Consider the following 16737-nt stretch of genomic DNA (forward strand, 5'->3'; position numbering starts at 1 on the left):
AACCCTATCGCGGCGGTGTTTCACGTCCCGTCGGGCCGCGGCATCCGCTCGAAGTAGGCTGGAGGCCATGTCGAAAGTCCTCTCCTCCCTTCCCGTCGGCGAACGCGTCGGCATCGCCTTCTCCGGCGGGCTCGACACCTCGGTCGCGGTTGCGTGGATGCGCGAGAAGGGCGCCGTGCCGTGCACCTACACGGCCGACATCGGGCAGTACGACGAGCCCGACATCGCGGCGGTGCCCGGCCGGGCGAAGGAGTACGGCGCCGAGATCGCGCGGCACGTCGACGCGAAGGCCCCGCTCGTGGAAGAAGGCCTCGTCGCGCTGCAGTGCGGCGCGTTCCACATCCGATCGGGCGGCAAGACCTACTTCAACACGACCCCGCTCGGCCGTGCGGTCACCGGCACGCTGCTCGTGCGCGCGATGAAGGAGGACGGCGTCGACATCTGGGGCGACGGCTCCACCTACAAGGGCAACGACATCGAGCGGTTCTACCGCTACGGTCTGATGGCCAACCCGCGCCTGCGCATCTACAAGCCGTGGCTCGACGCCGCGTTCGTCACCGAGCTCGGCGGCCGCAAGGAGATGAGCGAGTGGCTGGTCGCCCGCGGGTTCCCCTATCGCGACTCCGCCGAGAAGGCATACTCGACCGACGCGAACATCTGGGGCGCGACGCACGAGGCGAAGAAGCTCGAGCACCTCGACACCGGCCTCGACATCGTCGAGCCGATCATGGGCGTCGCCGCCTGGCGCGACGACGTCGAGGTCGCCACCGAGGAGGTGTCGATCCGTTTCGATGCCGGACGGCCCGTCGCGATCAACGGCGCCGAGTTCCCCGACGCCGTCGCGCTCGTCTACGAGGCGAACGCGATCGGCGGGCGGCACGGGCTCGGGGCATCCGACCAGATCGAGAATCGCATCATCGAGGCGAAGTCGCGCGGCATCTACGAGGCGCCCGGCATGGCGCTGCTGCACATCGCGTACGAGCGTCTGCTCAACGCGATCCACAACGAGGACACGATCGCGAACTACTACGCCGAGGGGCGCCGCCTCGGCCGTCTCATGTACGAGGGGCGCTGGCTCGACCCGCAGTCGCTCATGCTGCGCGAGTCGATCCAGCGCTGGGTGGGCTCGGCCGTCACCGGCGAGGTCACCCTGCGCCTGCGCCGCGGCGACGACTACACGATCCTCGACACGCAGGGCCCGGCGCTCAGCTACCACCCCGACAAGCTCTCGATGGAGCGCGTCGGCGACGCGGCATTCGGCCCCGAGGACCGCATCGGCCAGCTCACGATGCGCAACCTCGACATCGCCGACTCGCGCGCCCGCCTCGAGCAGTACGCGGCGCAGGGCATCGTCGGCGGCGCGACCGCCGAGCTCGTCGGCGACCTGAAGTCGGGCGGTGGCGTCGAGATCATGGCGGGCGAGGTCGAGACCGACCTCGAGGCGGCGACGGATGCCGCGAACGAGGCCGCCGCGTTCGACCTCGGCACCGACTGAGCAGACCGCCACGCCGCCGCTCTTCACCCTCGGGCGGCCTCGGTGCCATACTCGGACCACTGCCCGACGTGCCGCACCGGTCGCCGGGCACGCGACCGGACTGGGGAGGGCGCGATGGCCGTCGTGGGTGCGATCCGAACGGGCGAGCGGCCGTGAGCGCCGAGCTCGCGGTCATCGTCGGCGTCGCGCTCGTGCTCGCCGACCTGGCGATCCGCATCGCGGCGCTCATCATCGTCCCGCGTGATCGCAAGCCGACGGCGGCGATGGCGTGGCTGCTCGCGATCTTCCTCATCCCGTTCGTCGGGATCCTGCTCTTCCTCCTCATCGGCAACTCCAAGCTGCCGAAGCGGCGGCGCGAGCGTCAGCAGGAGATCAACCGGATGATCGCCGAGCGCGCCGATCGGCTCGATCTCGCCGCCGACGGGGCGGCGTGGCCCACGTGGTTCGCCTCGGTCGTGGAGCAGAACCGGCGCCTCGGCGCACTCCCCGCGCTGAGCGGCAACGCCGCGCGCCTCATCGGCGACTACCAGGGCTCGATCGATGCGATGGCCGCCGACGTCGACACGGCGGAGCGCTTCGTGCACGTGGAGTTCTACATCGTCTCGTTCGACGAGACGACGAAGGGATTCTTCGCCGCGATGGAGCGGGCGGTGCAGCGGGGGGTGACCGTGCGGGTGCTGCTCGACGCCGTGGCATCGAAGCGCGTGTCGAACCACGACGCGACGTTCGCCGAACTCGACCGGATCGGCGTGCGGTGGAGCTTCATGCTCCCCGTCGGCGTCGGCCGGGGCACGTACCAGCGCCCCGATCTCCGCAACCACCGAAAGCTCGTCGTCGTTGACGGCCTCGTCGGCTACACGGGCTCCCAGAACCTCATCGACCGAAGCTATAACTCCGAGAAGAACCTCAAGCGCGGCCTGAAGTGGCAGGAACTCGTGACGCGCGTCACCGGCCCGACCGTCACCGCGCTCAACGTCGTCTTCCTCTCCGACTGGTATGCCGAGACCGACGAGCTGCTCGGCGACGACGAGAACCTGCCGGCCGGCGAGGTTCCGTTCGACAGCTCCCCCGACGCCCTCGTCTGCCAGGTCGTCCCGAGCGGACCGGCGTTCGAGGGAGAGAACAACCTGCGCCTGTTCCTCGCGCTCGTGAACGCGGCGCAGGAGCGGGTGATCATCACCAGCCCGTACTTCGTGCCCGACGAGGCGATGCTGTACGCGATCACGTCGGCACGACTCCGTGGTCTCGACGTGCAGCTGTTCGTCTCCGAGATCGGCGACCAGGGTTCGGTCTGGCACGCCCAGCGTTCGTACTACGGCGCGCTGCTGCGTGCGGGCGTGCACATCTGGCTGTACCCGGGCCCCTTCATCCTGCACGCGAAGCACCTGTCGATCGACGACGATGTCGCCGTGATCGGCTCGAGCAACATGGACATCCGCTCGTTCGCCCTCAACTTCGAGGTCTCGCTCCTCGTGCGGGGTGCCTCGTTCGTCGCGGGCATGCGCGAGGTCGAGGCCGGCTACCGCGCGATCGGCCGCGAGCTCACGCTCGAGGAGTGGGAACGCGAGCCGGCATCCGCGAAATTCCTCGACGGCATCGCACGGCTCACATCAGCGCTCCAGTAGGCGGACAGGCCGGCCGGCAGAAGGGAGAGACGGATGCTGCAGGCCATCGGGCACATCCTGCCGATCGCGCTCGCCGTGGCATTGAGCTCGGTGCCGATCATGGCCACGATCCTCATCCTGCTCTCACCCCGGCGCGCGCAGTCGGCCATTCCGTTCCTCATCGGCTGGGTGCTCGGCATCGTGTCGGTCGTCTCGCTCTGCACGCTCGCCGCCCAGGCGATCCCGACGTCGCGCTCCTCGAGACAGCCCGACACCGTGATCGGCATCGGCGAGATCGTCGTCGGCTCGGCGCTCATCGTGATCGGAATCGTCGCGTGGCGTCGCGCACGGGCGAACCCGTCGGCGGACATGCCGAAGTGGCTGAGCGCCGTCGGCTCGCTCCGCCCATGGGCGTCGTTCGGCGTGGCCTTCGCACTCAATGTGCGGCCGAAGGGCCTGCTGCTCGCGATCGCCGCCGGGCTCGCGCTGCGCGGCGACGACCTCTCGTTCGGGCAGTCGGTGGTCGCCATCCTCGTCTACACGATCATCGGGTCGTCGACGGTCGCGGTTCCGATCATCGTGTCGCTCGCGGCACCCGAGCGGATGGAGCCACGTCTCCTGTCGGCGAAGGACTGGATCACCCGCAACAACGGGGCGATCACGTCACTCATCCTCGCGCTGATCGGCGTGGTGATCATCGGAACGGGACTGGGCCGCCTCTGACCCGAACGGAGGCCGCGACATCCGCGATTCCGGATGCCCCAACCGAGCGTCAGGCGGGCGTCTGCTGGTGCGCGGCGACGTGCCACGCGCCGTCGTCGTAGAGGTAGGTCGTCGACATGCGGAGGTTCGCGGTGTCGTCGCCGCGGCGGGCGACGGCCCGGTAGACGAGCACGCCCGCGTGATCGCCGAGCCGGATGACGGCGGGCTCGTGCAGCTCGTACGAATCCCACGGCGGCATGCTGCGGAGCGCCGCGCGCACCTCGTCGCGGCCGAGCACGGCACCCTCGACGACCATGAGCGCATCGCGGGTCATCGCCCGCTGGTAGTGCTCGCCGCCGCGGCCGTCGAGGATCGCCTTCCATCCGGCGTGTTCCTCGTGCAGCAGGCGGGCGGGCAGATCGTCGGTGATCTCGGTCATGCTCTCACGGTAACCGCGATGGGATGCCGCGGAAAGGGCGCGCGACATCCGCGACCCGTCAGAGCCAGCCGCGGCGCTTGAAGATGAGGTAGAGGGTGAGCGCGAAGCCGCCCATGAGCGCGAGGGCGACCGGGTAGCCCCACACCCAGTCGAGCTCGGGCATGTGCGTGAAGTTCATGCCGTAGACCGTGCCGATGAGCGTGGGCGCGAAGATGATCGCCGCCCAGCTGGAGATCTTCTTGACCTCCTCGCTCTGCGTGAGATTCGTCTCGCTGAGCCGCTTCATCTCGTCGTTCTGGCGCTGGCCGACGAGGGTCGCGTGCACCTGCAGGGCGTTCTGCAGCAGCTGGCGGAACGAGTCGGCGCGCTCCACGACGCGGATCGAGTGGTCCTGGACGTCGCGCAGGTACCGCCGCAGCTCGAGGTCGACGCCGTACTTGTCGAAGCCGCGCTCGAGGGCGGCGAACATGTCGAGCAGCGGACGCGTCGCCCGCTGCAGCTCCATGACCTCGCTCGCGAGATCGTAGATCCGGCGGGTGACCAGCGGGTCGCCGTTGAAGAGCTGCTCCTCGATCTCGTCGATGTCGTTCTCCAGCCCCGCGAGCACGGGCGAGTACTCGTCGACGACCTCGTCGAGCACCGCGTAGAGCACCGCCTCGGGGCCCTTCTCGAGCAGCTCGGGCGCGGCCTCGAGACGGCGCCGCACCCTGCCGAGGTCGGGCGACTCCGCGCGGCGGATGGTGACGGCGAAGTCGCGACCGATGAACACGTGCACCTCGCCGAACTCCACCGCCTCCACGTCGTCGAGGTAACGCGCCGGCCGCAGCACCACGAACAGCGTGTCGCCGTAGCGCTCGAGCTTCGCACGCTGGTGGCCCTTGCGTGCATCCTCGATCGCGAGATCGTGCAGCTCGAACTCGCCCGAGAGCGCATCGAGCTCCTCCAGGGTCGGCCGGTAGAGGCCGATCCACGCGAATCCGCCGTGCGCGGCTCGGGTCTCGAAGGTCTCCGCGAGGGTCGCGGGCGTGGCGACCCGCAGGCCGCCCCGGTAGATCGCGTTGTCGACGACGGGCATCGGGGCAAGTCTGGCCTGCGGCCGGGTCCGTGGTCTCCCGACACGCGGCAGCGGCGGACGGATGCCGCGAGCCCGCGCCGCGCGACGCCGTCAGGGACGGGCGTGCCCGCGCACCCACTCGTGCATGACGATCGCGGCCGCCGCGCTCGCGTTGATGGATCGCGTCGAGCCGTACTGCGTGATCTCGACCACGACGTCGGCCGCCGCGAGCGCCTCGGCGCTGAGGCCCGGGCCCTCCTGGCCGAAGAGCAGCACGCACCGCTCGGGCAACTCCACGCCGTCGACCGGCAGCGACCCATCGACGTTGTCGACCCCGACGATCGGCAGGGCCTCGGCCCTGGCCCATGCGACGAAGTCGGCGACATCCGGATGGTGCAGCACGTGCTGGTAGCGGTCGGTGACCATGGCGCCGCGCTTGTTCCAGCGGCGGCGGCCGATGATGTGCACGGTCTCGGCGGCGAAGGCGTTGGCGGTTCGCACGATCGAGCCGATGTTCAGGTCGTGCTGCCAGTTCTCGATCGCGACGTGGAACGGATGCCGCCGCGTGTCGAGGTCGGCGACGATCGCGTCCATGCGCCAGTACCGGTAGCGGTCGACGACGTTGCGGGTGTCGCCCCGCGCGAGCAGCTCGGGGTCGTAGCGCGGATCGTCTGGCCATGCCTGGTCGCCACCGGGCCACGGGCCGACGCCGTGCGGCAGGGTCGGCTCGGGGTGCTCGGGCTCGGTCCCGGGCCCGTGGCTCTCGTCGATCACGCTGCAACGCTACCCGCGAAGGCCCATCCCTGGGAGCGCCGCCGAGCCGCGGCCCCCGGACGTTGCACGTGTTTCGGCACTGCTTTTCGGTACGCCGAAATATGTGTACGATTTCGGTATGCCGAAATCACCGGATGCCGCGACGATGCCATCCTCCGCCAGTGACGAATCGCCCGCGCCACGGGTGTCGCCCACGCCACGGGTGTCGCCCACGCCCGCCGCCCCGCGCCCGCGACCGACCGCGACCTCCGTGCCGCGCCTCGCGTGGCTGATCGGGCCCGCCCTCGTCGCCGGCGTCGCGTATCTCGACCCGGGCAACGTCGCCAGCAATATGACGGCCGGGGCGCAGTACGGGTACCTGCTCGTGTGGATCGTCGTGCTCGGCAACGTCATGGCATGGCTCATCCAGTACCTCTCGGCGAAGCTCGGCGTGGTCACCGGCAAGAGCCTGCCCGAGGTGCTCGGCGAACGCCTCGGCAATCGCTGGGGGCGGCGAGCGTACTGGCTGCAGGCCGAACTCGTCGCGATGGCGACCGACCTCGCCGAGGTCATCGGCGGCGCCGTCGCCCTCAACCTGCTGTTCGGGGTGCCGCTCGTCTGGGGCGGCCTCATCACCGGGGCCGTCTCGCTCCTGCTGCTCGTGATCCAGTCGCGGCGCGGTGCCCGGCCGTTCGAGTTCGTGATCGTCGGGCTGCTCGTCATCATCGCGGTCGGATTCAGCGTGGGCGTCATCGTCGCGCCGCCCGACCCGGCCGGCCTGTTCGCGGGGCTGGTGCCGCGGTTCGCCGACACGAACTCGGTGCTGCTCGCGGCATCCATCCTCGGCGCCACGATCATGCCGCACGCGATCTATGCTCACTCCGCGCTCAGTCGCGACCGGTTCGCTCCGAGCCGCAGGCCCGCGGGCGGCGACGCGGGCCGGCACGAGTTCGCCGAGCCCATCGAGGCCGGCCGCGGCATCCCGACCGCCCGGCTGCTCGTCGCCACGCGTTGGGACGTGTCGATCGCGATGCTCATCGCCGGCTCGGTGAATCTCTGCATCCTCCTGCTCGCCGCCGCGAACCTCGCGGGTGTCGAGGGCACCGACAGTCTCGAGGGCGCGTATGCCGCCCTGGGCAGCTCGCTCGGCCCCGTCATCGCGACCCTCTTCGCGGTGGGCCTGCTCGCCTCGGGTCTCGCGTCGACCTCGGTCGGCGCGTACGCCGGCGCCGAGATCATGCACGGACTGCTGCATGTGCGGGTTCCGCTGCTCGCCCGCCGGCTCGTGACGCTCATCCCGGCGATCGTGATCCTCTCCCTCGGCTTCGACCCCACGATCTCGCTCGTGCTCAGCCAGGTCGTGCTCTCGTTCGGCATCCCGTTCGCGCTCGTGCCCCTCGTCGCGATCACGGCGAAGCGCGGCGTGCTCGGCCGGTTCGCCAACCACTGGGTCACGACCGCGCTCGGGGTCGCGGCATCCGTCTTCCTCATCACCCTGAACGGCGTGCTGCTCTGGCTCGTGTTCACCGGCGCCTGAACCCGCACGTCCTCGCTCCCGGGGTGCTTTCCGGCCGGACTGGGATGGGCGCGTTGATGGAAGTGGCCGGAATGCACCCCGGGAGTGGCCGGACCGCCCGGTATCCTGAGGCCGATGCCTGCCACGAGCCCCGCGATCGAGGACTACCTGAAGACGGTGTACGCCCACACCGAGTGGCAGCCCGACGCCATCACGCCGAAGGTGCTCGCCGACCGGCTCGGCGTCGCGCCGTCGTCGGTCACCGAGATGGTGAAGAAGATGGCCGCGGCCGGCCTCGTGTCGCACGTGCCGTACGGCGCCGTGCGGCTGACCGACGCGGGGAGGGCCCAGGCGCTCGCCGTCGTGCGACGGCACCGGCTCATCGAGACGTGGCTCGTGCGGGAGATGGGCTACGGATGGGACGAGGTGCACGACGAGGCCGAGATCCTCGAGCACGCCATGTCCGACCGGCTCCTCGAGGCGATCGACGAGCGGCTCGGGCGGCCGGTGCGCGACCCGCACGGCGACCCCATCCCGTCGGTCGACGGCACGCTCCAGCGCCGACCGACGGTACTGCTCGCCGAGGCGCCTGCAGGCCACAAGGGTGCCGTCGTGCGCATCAGCGACCGCGATCCCGCCGTGCTCCGCTCACTCGACGAGGCAGGCATCGGGCTCGATGCGAAGCTCAGGGTGACGGATGCCGCCGCGGCATCCGTCACCGTCGCCGTCGACGACCGAGCGCATGCCCTGCCCCGGCGCGCGGCCGAGGCGATCTGGGTCACCGCCTGAGCCCAGCGCCTGCCCTGATCGAGCGGCGGCGTGGCGGGTCGGCGAACGGCATCCGCTGTTCATCGGGCCGTGACATCCGCGCCATAGGCTTGACGCATGGGACGACGACGCGACGAGGTCGAGTGCTGGCTCACCGACATGGACGGCGTGCTCGTGCACGAGAGTCACGCGCTGCCTGGCGCCGCCGAGCTGCTGCGGCAGTGGGAGGACGCGGGCACGCCCTACCTCGTGCTCACGAACAACTCGATCTTCACCGCGCGCGACCTCTCGGCGCGGCTCCGCGCGAGCGGCCTCAACGTGCCCGAGGAGCGCATCTGGACGTCGGCGCTCGCGACGGCCGACTTCCTGAAGCAGCAGCTGCCGGGCGGCACGGCGTTCGTGATCGGCGAGGCCGGCATCCTCACCGCATTGCATGACGCCGGGTTCGTGATGACCGAGACGAACCCCGACTTCGTGGTCGTCGGCGAGACCCGCAACTACTCGTTCGAGGCGATCACCAAGGCGATCCGGCTCATCGGCGCGGGCTCGCGGTTCATCGTCACCAATCCGGATGCCACGGGGCCGTCGGCCGAGGGCCCGTTGCCCGCGACCGGGGCGATCGCGGCGCTCATCACGAAGGCCACCGGCAGGGAGCCCTACGTCGTCGGCAAGCCGAACCCGATGATGTTCCGCTCGGCGCTCAACAAGATCGGCGCGCACTCCGAGAACACGGCGATGATCGGCGACCGCATGGACACCGACATCGTCGCCGGCATCGAGGCGGGCCTGCACACCATCCTCGTGATGACGGGCATCAGCGACCAGGCCGAGATCGAACGGTATCCGTTCCGCCCCGAGGAGATCCTCACGGGCGTGCACGAGCTCGTGGCGGCCGAGCCGGTCGAGGTCGAGCTGTAGCACGTTCGAGGCGTACCGGAGGTCTCGGGAGCACACCTCCGACGCGCGCGGCTTCCGGTTCCCTCCGCGCGCCTTCCGCGGCGGCGTCGCCTACCTCGCGGGCGCCGGCGCGCGGGTCCGCCGCCAGGACGCCGCATCAGGCCAGACGCGAGACGGATGCCGCGAGCATCCCCCAGAACCGGTCGACGTCGAGCCCCGTCGCGACCCACGCGTTGGGCTCGCGACGGAGCATCCCATCGAAGTCGACGCTCGTCGCGCCGACCGTCTCGGTTCCGGCGAGCTCGACGTCGAGGCGCGTGTGCACGAGCTCGACCGAGCCGGGATCGGCGAGCACCGCGACCGCGACCGGGTCGTGCAGCGGCCCGTCGGGCATGCCGAAGACCTCGTCGTTCGTGCGGCAGAAGAAGTCGAGCAGCTCGTCGCCGAACGCGGCCGTGCGGTTGCCGACGGCCGCGAGCCGCTCACGCACCGCCGCCGTCACGAGCGCGCGGTGCGTGACGTTCAGCCCCACCATCGTGAACCGGATGCCGCTGCCGACCACGATCGCGAGCGCCTCGGGGTCGACCCACGCGTTGAACTCCGCGTACGGCGTGACGTTGCCGCGCCCGGTCGAGCCGCCCATCCACACGATCTCGCGGATGCGGCCGGCGAGGTCCGGCCGGTCGCGCAGGAACACGGCGACGTTCGTGATCGGCCCGGTTGCCACGATCGCCACGGGCTCGGATGCCGCGAGCAACGTGTCGGCGATGAGCTCGGTCGCCCCGCGCGCATCGAGCGGCACCGTCGGTTCGGGCAGCACCGGACCGCCCAGCCCGTTCTCGCCGTGGATCCACTCGGCGGTCTCGAGCACGCGGCTGAGCGGGCCCTCGGCGCCCGCGGCGACCGGCACGCCCATCACACCGGCGACGGTGAGGGCGACACGTGCATTCCGGCTCGTGTGCTCGAGCGGGACATTGCCGCCGACCGCGGTCACCGCGACCAGCTCGAGCGACGGATGCCCCGCCGCGAGCCACAGCGCGAAGACGTCGTCGTGCCCGGGGTCGCAGTCGACGATGACGGGGATGCTCATGCCGTCGCGTCGCCCGCGTCGTCGGCCGCGCCTCCCGCCGCGTCCCACGCGTCACCCGCCTCGTCGAGCCCGGCCGCGCGCAGCACGGCGTCGCGCGGTGCGTACGCGTCGACCGTGCCTCGCGCCTGCACGGCGAGGGCGCCGGCGGCGACCGCGATGCGGAGCGCCTCCTCGAGCGGGCGCCCCTCGGCGAGGAACGCCGCGAGCGTGCCGGTGAACCCGTCGCCTGCGCCGGTCGTGTCGACGGCGTCGACGCTCGGCGCCGCGGCCGTCCACGAGCCCTCGCCGGATGCCGCGACGGCGCCCGCCGCCCCGAGCGTCACGACGACCGAGCGAGCGATGCGCCCGACGGCGGATACCGCGTGCTCGCGCCATTCGTCGAGGGATGCCGCCGCGGCATCCGTGCCGACGCCCACCGCCCGCGCCTCGTGCTCGTTCACGACGAGCGGGTCTGCGGCGGCGAGCGTCGGCTCGGCGACCGCGGCGGGTGGGGCGAGGTTCAGGACGAACCGCACCCCGGCGTCGTCGGCGACCGCGGCGAGGCGGTCGATCGTCGCCACGGGCAGCTCACCCTGGGTGAGCACGAGCGCGGCGCTCACGATGCGGGCGCGCTCGGCGTCGACGACCTCGGGGGTGAGGGCGAGGTTCGCGCCGCCGGTGACGATGATCGAGTTCTCGCCCGAGTCGGCGACGGTGATCTGGGCGACGCCGGTCGGGGCATCCGGATGCCTCGCAATCGCGCCGGTGGGCAGGCCGAACCGTGCCAGGGTCGCGATCGCGAAGTCCCCCGTGGCGTCGGCCCCGATTCGGGCGACGAGGTCGACCGGTGCGCCGGCCACGTGCGCGGCGACCGCCTGGTTCGAGCCCTTGCCGCCGAGGGCGACCTGGAAGCCGTGCGACAGGATCGTCTCGCCCGGCTCGGGGAAGGACGCGACGTAGCTCGTCGAGTCGACGTTGAGTGAGCCGAACACGACGACCCGACCGGATGCCGCCACGCTACGCCGCAGGTCCGGGGCCGGTGATCGAACCCGTCAGCGGTTCGCCGCCCGCGCGGTTCGCGAAGCAGTAGTAGGTGCGCTCGCCGCTCGCCCACTGCTCCTCGGTGACGGGGAACGCGGCCTGCACCTGCAGATCGGGCATGCCGGCCACCAGGGCGAGGTCGATGATGCCGTCGGCACGGCAGAGATCGCCCATCTGCGCGGCGATCCCGGCCTCGCCGGGGAACGGAGCGGCGGCGTCGCCGGCGAGCTCGCCGCGGTAGACGAGTTGCGCCGCGTGCGGAGCCGCGCAGTCGGCGACGGTGAACTCCTCTTCCCACACCGACACGAACGGGTCGATGCACTCGCCGCCGAAGAGGGTGTTCCACGCGTGCACGCCCACGGGCTGCGGGGCCGTGGGTTCGGCCACCGGCACCTCGACCTCGCCCGGCGCGGCCGACGTTCCTGCAGCCTGGTCACCGCCGCCACCAGGCGACAGCAGCGTTCCGACGTAGAACAGCCCCGCCAGAACGACCGCGACGACGAGGGCGCCGGCGACCCAGAGCAGAGTGCGCGTCGTGCGGTTGCCGCCGCCGGTGCCGCCGCTCGACCCGGTGCCGGTGCCGCGGCCAACGCCGCCCACGCCGCCGGCGCCGGTGGGCCGGGGCGCGACGCGCGGGGCGCCCATGGCGGGCGGTGCGGCAGGAGGCCGCGCGGGTGCTGCGGCCGGAGGCCATGCGGGAGCGACCGGTTGCGGCGGCGCCCCGAAGAGCGCGGCCAGCGGGTCGTCGTCGTGCGTCGCGGGGGGAGCGGCCCGCGGGGCGGGCTCCGACGTCGGCAGCGCCACGGTCGGCGCGGGCTCGAACGGCGACGCGAGCGCTACCGGCGGCTCGAACGGCGCGAAGGGCTGGGGCTCCAGGCGCTCGGCGACCGCGGGCTCCGGAACGTCGACGTCGTCATCGACATCGGCGGTGAGGAACGGCGAGGCCGCCGCTCCGAACGTCCGGGACGCCGCCGACGCAGCGGCCGAAGCATCCGCCTTCGGGTCTACGGCCGTCGGATCGGGAGTGAGGTTCCAGGCGTACCCGGTCTCGGCGATTCCCCGGGCGATCTCGGAGTCCGCCTCGGATTCGCCCGTGGGCTCGTCGCCGTCGCCGCCGAACGCCAGGCCGAGCGCATCGAAGTCGTCGTCGGGCTGGGTCGGGGGAGTGCCGCCGACGGGCGGCGTGGCGATGCCGGCGTTCCGATCCACCGGCACCTCGGCACCGGGGTCGACATCGTCCTTCCTCGGCCGGGCCGTTCCCGATCCGAGCGCTGCGAGCAGGTCGTCGACGGGCTCGCCGCGCTGGGGATCGTGCTGTCGCGACCGATCGTCGCCATCGGAGGCCGAGGCGAACGCGGGGAACGGCGCGCGCCCGCCCGCCGTGTCGGGCTCGGGCGGAGCCTGCGGCGCGGCAGGTGCCGAGTCATCGGCGTCGGTGAGTGCAGCCCAGAGCTCGTCGTCGACGGGGCGCGGCGCCGGGGCCGGGGCCGGTCGTTCGTCCCATCCAGAGGGAGCGGTGGGCGGGGTGATCGGATGCCGCGGTGGCGTCGGCGCGGGCGTCGGATCGGTCACGGGCGTGAACGTGCTCCGTGCGACCGGCGGCGGCGTGAAGCCGGCGAACGGCGCCGGGTCGGCCTCGGGTTCGTCCGAGCCCCACGTGAGCGCGAACGGCGCGGTCGGCGTCACAGGTCCGGCCGGCGGTTCGACAGGGGCCGGCGGGTCGACGAAGGCCGGCGGGTCGACGAAGGCCGGCGGCCCGACCAAGGCCGGCGGGTCGACCGGAGTCGGCGGATCGACAGGGGCCGGCGGTTCGATCGCGTCGGCCGCCGACGCAGCGCCGACCACGGGGAGGGCACGCGTCGCGGCATCCGGAGCCGTCGTCGGCTCAGCCAGCGAGAACCAGTCGAGCACCTCCTCGCTCGGCGAAGGGTCGGAGGCAGGCGGCGGGGCCGCGGGCGGCACGTCGGCGTCGGACGGTGCGACGGGCGGCTCGCGACGGGTGGGCGTCGGCCCCTGCGCGAGTTGTGCGAGCAGCCAATCGGCGTCGTCGGAGTCTCGTCCGTCGCGATTCATCAATCCAATCCCAGATCTTCGAGGCCGATCGCGGCCAGATACGGCACGCCGGTCGCCTCGATCACCTCTCGGGCGCCCGTCGCGCGGTCGACGACGACGGCGACGGCGACGACCTCGGCGCCCGCGGTGCGGAGCGCCTCGATGGCCTTCAGCGGCGAACCGCCCGTGGTCGACGTGTCCTCGAGCACGATGACACGCCTGCCCGCGACATCCGGCCCTTCGACCTGCTTGCCGCGCCCGTGGTCCTTCGGCTCCTTGCGCACGACGAACGCGTCGTACGCGAGCCCGCGCGCGGCGCCCTGGTGGAGCACGGCGGCGGCGATGGGGTCGGCGCCCATCGTCATGCCGCCCACTGCGGCGACATCCGGAACCTCCGCGATGAGGTCGAGCATGACCTGGCCGATGAGCGGTGCGACGCGGTGATCGAGGCTGACCTTGCGGAGGTCGACGTAGTAGGTCGCCTTCTTGCCGCTCGTGAGCGTGAAGTCGCCATGGAACACCGCGTCAGCGGAGATGTGCTCGATGAGCTTCCGACGGGCGTCAGTGTTCTGGGGCGCAAGGGTCACCCGAATACTCTACGTCGCCGTGCCTGAGAAGCGGTGGTCGGATGCCGCGGCCGCACCCCGCCCGAACTGCGAAGGGCCGCTCCGCGGGGTGTCCCTCCCCCGCGCAGCGGCCCTGCTCCGGGACGGGCCCGGGTCAGTCGCGACGACCTAGACGGTGAGCGCGAACGTCTCTCGCGGCTGGCGGCGGTAGCCGTCGCGCCCGGTGACGACGAACGAGCTGACGAGTCCGATCGTCGAGACGATGCCGAGGATGAGCATGATGGTGAACACGTGGGTTCCCTTCGATGGAAGCGGCTGGATCGTCGAGCGACGGAGGCGCCGTTGCACGTGTTCGACATGTCCATTGTTGCGCCGAAAACTGTTCAGCACAAGCGCACAATACTTCACTGATGGTTTAGCATTCCTACATGGATGTTCGACGGCTCGATCTGCTCAGGGAACTCGCGGAGCGCGGCAGCGTCACGGCGACAGCCGAGGCCACCTGCCGCACTCCCTCGGCGGTCTCGCAACAGCTCAAGGTGCTCGAGCGCGAGGCCGGCATGCCCCTCACCGAGCGCAGCGGGCGCGGACTGGTGCTGACGAGGGCAGGACAGGCACTCGCCCGCAGTGCGACGGATGTCGCGATCGCCCTCGAGCGCGCCGACGCGCTGTGGGACGAGTTCCGCAACGACCCGAGCGGTGAGGTCACTCTGCTCACCTTTCCGACCATCGGCGCCGCGCTCCTTCCGAGCGTGATGGCCGACCTCGCCCAGGTGGCCGGCCTCGACGTGCACTGCACCGACCTCGACCCCGAGCTCGCTGAGTTCCCCGACCTCGCCTCCGACTTCGACATCGTGCTCGCGCACACGATGCCCGGGGCACTTCCATGGGGCGGGCGCGGACTGAAGGTCGTGCCGCTCCTGACCGAGCCGCTCGACATCGGCCTGCCGGCGGGGCATCGGCTCGCGGGCCGATCCCATGTCACGCCGGCCGACCTCGTCGGCGAGACGTGGCTCGGGGTGCCACCGGGCTTCCCGTTCGAGCGTCTCCTGCACGCGGTCGAGCAGCAGTCGGGGCAGCGAGTGAACGTCGGGCAGCGGTTCAGCGACATGCGCATCATCGAGGCGTTCATCGAAGCCGGCCTCGGCATCGCGTTCGTTCCCCGGGTCACGTCGGGCGTCGTTCCGTCGGGCGTCGCGCTGAAGCCGCTGCGAGGCCTCCCCGCCGCTCGCCAGATCGTCGCACTCATGCGGCCGGATGTCGCGGAGCGCCTCGCCGTGCGCACCGTGCTCGACGTGCTCGTGGCGTGTGCCGCACGGCTCGAGCAGGAGCACGCCGCCTGAGCGTGCGGCATCCGCGAACCGTGACGCGCATTCCGCCCGGGTGCGGCGCGGCATCCGCGAACTAGACTCCTCGATCATGAGCGACGACGCCATCCTGTTCGACGTACGCGACGGGCTCGCGCACATCACCCTCAACCGGCCATCGCGACTCAATGCCGTCGACCCCGAGGCCATCGGGCTCTGGCAGTCGATCGCCCACGAGGTCGCCGAGCGAGATGACGTCGGCGCCGTGCTCTTCGACGCGAACGGGCGCGCGTTCTGCGCGGGCGGCGACGTGCTCGCGATGTCGGCGCTCGCCGCTGGCGAACCGGACGCGGGCGGAGTGGTCGAGCGTCTCGCGGATCGGATCCACGACGGCCACCGCACGCTCCGCGAGAGCGCCAAGCCGATCGTCGCGGCCGTACAGGGCGCGGTGGCGGGCGGCGGACTCGGGTTCATGCTCGTCGCAGACGTCGTCGTGGCATCCGACCGCGCGACCTTCGCGAGCAGGTACTCCGACATCGCCCTCACGCCCGACTGCGGCGTGAGCACGTTGCTGCCCGAGGCGATCGGCACGCGCCGAGCGCTCGAGCTCACCCTCACCCGGCGGGGGCTCTCGGCGGCCGAGGCGCTCGACTGGGGGCTCGTCACCGAGGTCGTCGCGGCCGAGGCCCTCGACGCCCGCGCGCGCGAGATCGCCGCGTCGTGGCTCACCGGCGCGACCGGCGCGTTCGGGCAGGCGAAGCGGCTCGTGCGCTCGGGACCCCGCAGGAGCTTCCAGGACGCGCTCGACGACGAGGCGCGCACCATCGGCGCGGCGTTCGAGACTCCCGAGGCGCGGGCGGCCATCGCCGCGTTCGCCGCGGCGTCCGTGAAGCGGACCGAGGGCGGCCGCGCGGCGATCTGACCGCGGGGGTGGAGCGACGTCGGAAGAGCGTCGGAAGAGCGTCGGAAGAGGAGGAACGATGCAGGACCCGGCAGACGAGTTCGCCGCCCTGGCGAGGGAGGTCGCCGAGCGCGCGCAGGCCGCGGGCCTGCCGATCGCGACCGCGGAGTCGCTCACCACCGGAGGGATCTCGAACGCCCTCGGGGCAGCGCCAGGGGCATCCGAGTGGTTCCGCGGCGGCGTCATCGCCTACTCGGAGTCCGTCAAGCGCGACGTGCTCGGCGTCGAGGCGGACTCGGTCAACTCGGCGCAGTGCGCCCGCGAGCTCGCGGGCGGCGTGGCCCGGCTGCTCGACGCCGGCGCCGCCGTCGCCGTCACGGGCGTCGGAGGCCCTGAACCCGAGGGCGACGAACCCGCGGGCAGCGTGTACGCGGCGGTCACGGTGCAGGGCGACGTGCGCGATGTGCACTTCCGGTTCGACGGCGACCCGGCGCAGGTGGTGCACCAGACTGTTCGCGCGGCGCTGGAGCTGCTGCGCGACGCGCTGCCGCCTGCCTGACCGCACCCAAGCTC

17 protein-coding genes are annotated in these 16737 nt (G+C 71.8%); 9 read left to right on the top strand and 8 right to left on the bottom strand.

Annotation, left to right across the window (positions count from 1 at the left end):
• Nucleotides 1-67 precede the first annotated feature (67 nt).
• The 3 genes from argG to ACFWN7_RS07155 all read left to right on the top strand — a co-directional run bounded on the left by argG (nt 68) and on the right by ACFWN7_RS07155 (nt 3822).
• The gene (gene argG / locus ACFWN7_RS07145; protein WP_376938065.1) at nt 68-1495 is read left to right on the top strand and encodes an argininosuccinate synthase; all 1428 of its coding nucleotides are present in this window, start codon (nt 68-70) and stop codon (nt 1493-1495) included.
• A 152-nt stretch (nt 1496-1647) separates the two neighbouring features.
• Nucleotides 1648-3120: a cardiolipin synthase gene (gene cls / locus ACFWN7_RS07150; protein ID WP_376938066.1), complete on the top strand. Its 1473-nt coding sequence runs from the start codon at nt 1648-1650 to the stop codon at nt 3118-3120.
• Between the two features lie 33 nt (nt 3121-3153).
• Nucleotides 3154-3822, top strand: a complete 669-nt coding sequence (locus ACFWN7_RS07155) for a GAP family protein (protein WP_376938067.1) — start codon at nt 3154-3156, stop codon at nt 3820-3822.
• Between the two features lie 49 nt (nt 3823-3871).
• Here ACFWN7_RS07155 and ACFWN7_RS07160 read toward each other — a convergent pair whose 3' ends face one another.
• The 3 genes from ACFWN7_RS07160 to ACFWN7_RS07170 all read right to left on the bottom strand — a co-directional run bounded on the left by ACFWN7_RS07160 (nt 3872) and on the right by ACFWN7_RS07170 (nt 6068).
• A complete protein-coding gene (locus ACFWN7_RS07160; protein ID WP_376938068.1) occupies nt 3872-4240 on the bottom strand; it encodes a nuclear transport factor 2 family protein in 369 nt (122 codons plus the stop codon).
• Nucleotides 4241-4298: 58 nt separating this feature from the next.
• Nucleotides 4299-5315, bottom strand: a complete 1017-nt coding sequence (gene corA, locus ACFWN7_RS07165; protein ID WP_376938069.1) for a magnesium/cobalt transporter CorA — start codon at nt 5313-5315, stop codon at nt 4299-4301.
• A 90-nt stretch (nt 5316-5405) separates the two neighbouring features.
• Nucleotides 5406-6068, bottom strand: coding sequence for a TrmH family RNA methyltransferase (locus ACFWN7_RS07170; protein WP_376938070.1), 663 nt, complete (start codon nt 6066-6068; stop codon nt 5406-5408).
• Nucleotides 6069-6213: 145 nt separating this feature from the next.
• Between ACFWN7_RS07170 and ACFWN7_RS07175 the strand changes: the two genes are divergently transcribed.
• The 3 genes from ACFWN7_RS07175 (at nt 6214) to ACFWN7_RS07185 (ending at nt 9249) form a co-directional block, all read left to right on the top strand.
• On the top strand, nt 6214-7584 hold the full coding sequence (locus tag ACFWN7_RS07175; protein WP_376938117.1) for an Nramp family divalent metal transporter: 1371 nt from the start codon (nt 6214-6216) through the stop codon (nt 7582-7584).
• Nucleotides 7585-7698: 114 nt separating this feature from the next.
• Nucleotides 7699-8352 (top strand): metal-dependent transcriptional regulator, encoded by a 654-nt coding sequence (locus tag ACFWN7_RS07180; protein WP_376938071.1) that lies wholly within the window; start codon nt 7699-7701, stop codon nt 8350-8352.
• Nucleotides 8353-8448: 96 nt separating this feature from the next.
• Entirely contained in the window at nt 8449-9249 is an 801-nt protein-coding gene (locus tag ACFWN7_RS07185) for an HAD-IIA family hydrolase (RefSeq protein WP_376938072.1), read from the top strand.
• Nucleotides 9250-9385: 136 nt separating this feature from the next.
• On the opposite strand, the gene ACFWN7_RS07190 is transcribed toward ACFWN7_RS07185, so the two are convergent.
• From ACFWN7_RS07190 to ACFWN7_RS07210, 5 genes are all read right to left on the bottom strand, one after another.
• On the bottom strand, nt 9386-10318 hold the full coding sequence (locus tag ACFWN7_RS07190; RefSeq protein WP_376938073.1) for a nucleoside hydrolase: 933 nt from the start codon (nt 10316-10318) through the stop codon (nt 9386-9388).
• Nucleotides 10315-11313 carry a ribokinase gene (locus ACFWN7_RS07195; protein WP_376938074.1) on the bottom strand — a complete coding sequence of 333 codons (999 nt, stop codon included), beginning with the start codon at nt 11311-11313 and terminating at the stop codon, nt 10315-10317. The genes ACFWN7_RS07190 and ACFWN7_RS07195 overlap by 4 nt, the downstream gene beginning before the upstream one ends.
• Nucleotide 11314: 1 nt before the next feature.
• Entirely contained in the window at nt 11315-13411 is a 2097-nt protein-coding gene (locus ACFWN7_RS07200) for a hypothetical protein (RefSeq protein WP_376938075.1), read from the bottom strand.
• Nucleotides 13411-13983: an orotate phosphoribosyltransferase gene (pyrE, locus tag ACFWN7_RS07205; protein ID WP_376938118.1), complete on the bottom strand. Its 573-nt coding sequence runs from the start codon at nt 13981-13983 to the stop codon at nt 13411-13413. Before pyrE ends, ACFWN7_RS07200 begins: the two co-directional genes overlap by 1 nt.
• Before the next feature lie 141 nt (nt 13984-14124).
• Nucleotides 14125-14247: a hypothetical protein gene (locus tag ACFWN7_RS07210; RefSeq protein ID WP_376938076.1), complete on the bottom strand. Its 123-nt coding sequence runs from the start codon at nt 14245-14247 to the stop codon at nt 14125-14127.
• A gap of 137 nt (nt 14248-14384) precedes the next feature.
• On the opposite strand from ACFWN7_RS07210, the gene ACFWN7_RS07215 reads away from it, so the two are divergent.
• The 3 genes from ACFWN7_RS07215 (at nt 14385) to ACFWN7_RS07225 (ending at nt 16723) form a co-directional block, all read left to right on the top strand.
• Nucleotides 14385-15299 (top strand): LysR family transcriptional regulator, encoded by a 915-nt coding sequence (locus tag ACFWN7_RS07215; RefSeq protein ID WP_376938077.1) that lies wholly within the window; start codon nt 14385-14387, stop codon nt 15297-15299.
• A gap of 76 nt (nt 15300-15375) precedes the next feature.
• Nucleotides 15376-16185, top strand: a complete 810-nt coding sequence (locus tag ACFWN7_RS07220) for an enoyl-CoA hydratase/isomerase family protein (RefSeq protein ID WP_376938078.1) — start codon at nt 15376-15378, stop codon at nt 16183-16185.
• A 58-nt stretch (nt 16186-16243) separates the two neighbouring features.
• Nucleotides 16244-16723, top strand: a complete 480-nt coding sequence (locus ACFWN7_RS07225; protein WP_376938079.1) for a CinA family protein — start codon at nt 16244-16246, stop codon at nt 16721-16723.
• The last annotated feature ends 14 nt before the right edge of the window (nt 16724-16737 follow it).

This window comes from Agromyces sp. NPDC058484 (assembly GCF_042720415.1).
Lineage (GTDB): Bacteria > Actinomycetota > Actinomycetes > Actinomycetales > Microbacteriaceae > Agromyces.

What these genes read in the sequence shown, in the direction of transcription:
- argG (WP_376938065.1), top strand. Translation starts at nt 68, where the DNA reads ATGTCGAAAGTCCTCTCCTCCCTTCCCGTCGGCGAACGCGTCGGCATC.
- ACFWN7_RS07155 (WP_376938067.1), top strand. Translation starts at nt 3,154, where the DNA reads ATGCTGCAGGCCATCGGGCACATCCTGCCGATCGCGCTCGCCGTGGCA.
- ACFWN7_RS07160 (WP_376938068.1), bottom strand. Translation starts at nt 4,240, where the DNA reads ATGACCGAGATCACCGACGATCTGCCCGCCCGCCTGCTGCACGAGGAA.
- corA (WP_376938069.1), bottom strand. Translation starts at nt 5,315, where the DNA reads ATGCCCGTCGTCGACAACGCGATCTACCGGGGCGGCCTGCGGGTCGCC.
- ACFWN7_RS07175 (WP_376938117.1), top strand. Translation starts at nt 6,214, where the DNA reads ATGCCATCCTCCGCCAGTGACGAATCGCCCGCGCCACGGGTGTCGCCC.
- ACFWN7_RS07180 (WP_376938071.1), top strand. Translation starts at nt 7,699, where the DNA reads ATGCCTGCCACGAGCCCCGCGATCGAGGACTACCTGAAGACGGTGTAC.
- ACFWN7_RS07185 (WP_376938072.1), top strand. Translation starts at nt 8,449, where the DNA reads ATGGGACGACGACGCGACGAGGTCGAGTGCTGGCTCACCGACATGGAC.
- ACFWN7_RS07190 (WP_376938073.1), bottom strand. Translation starts at nt 10,318, where the DNA reads ATGAGCATCCCCGTCATCGTCGACTGCGACCCCGGGCACGACGACGTC.
- ACFWN7_RS07200 (WP_376938075.1), bottom strand. Translation starts at nt 13,411, where the DNA reads ATGAATCGCGACGGACGAGACTCCGACGACGCCGATTGGCTGCTCGCA.
- ACFWN7_RS07215 (WP_376938077.1), top strand. Translation starts at nt 14,385, where the DNA reads ATGGATGTTCGACGGCTCGATCTGCTCAGGGAACTCGCGGAGCGCGGC.
- ACFWN7_RS07220 (WP_376938078.1), top strand. Translation starts at nt 15,376, where the DNA reads ATGAGCGACGACGCCATCCTGTTCGACGTACGCGACGGGCTCGCGCAC.
- ACFWN7_RS07225 (WP_376938079.1), top strand. Translation starts at nt 16,244, where the DNA reads ATGCAGGACCCGGCAGACGAGTTCGCCGCCCTGGCGAGGGAGGTCGCC.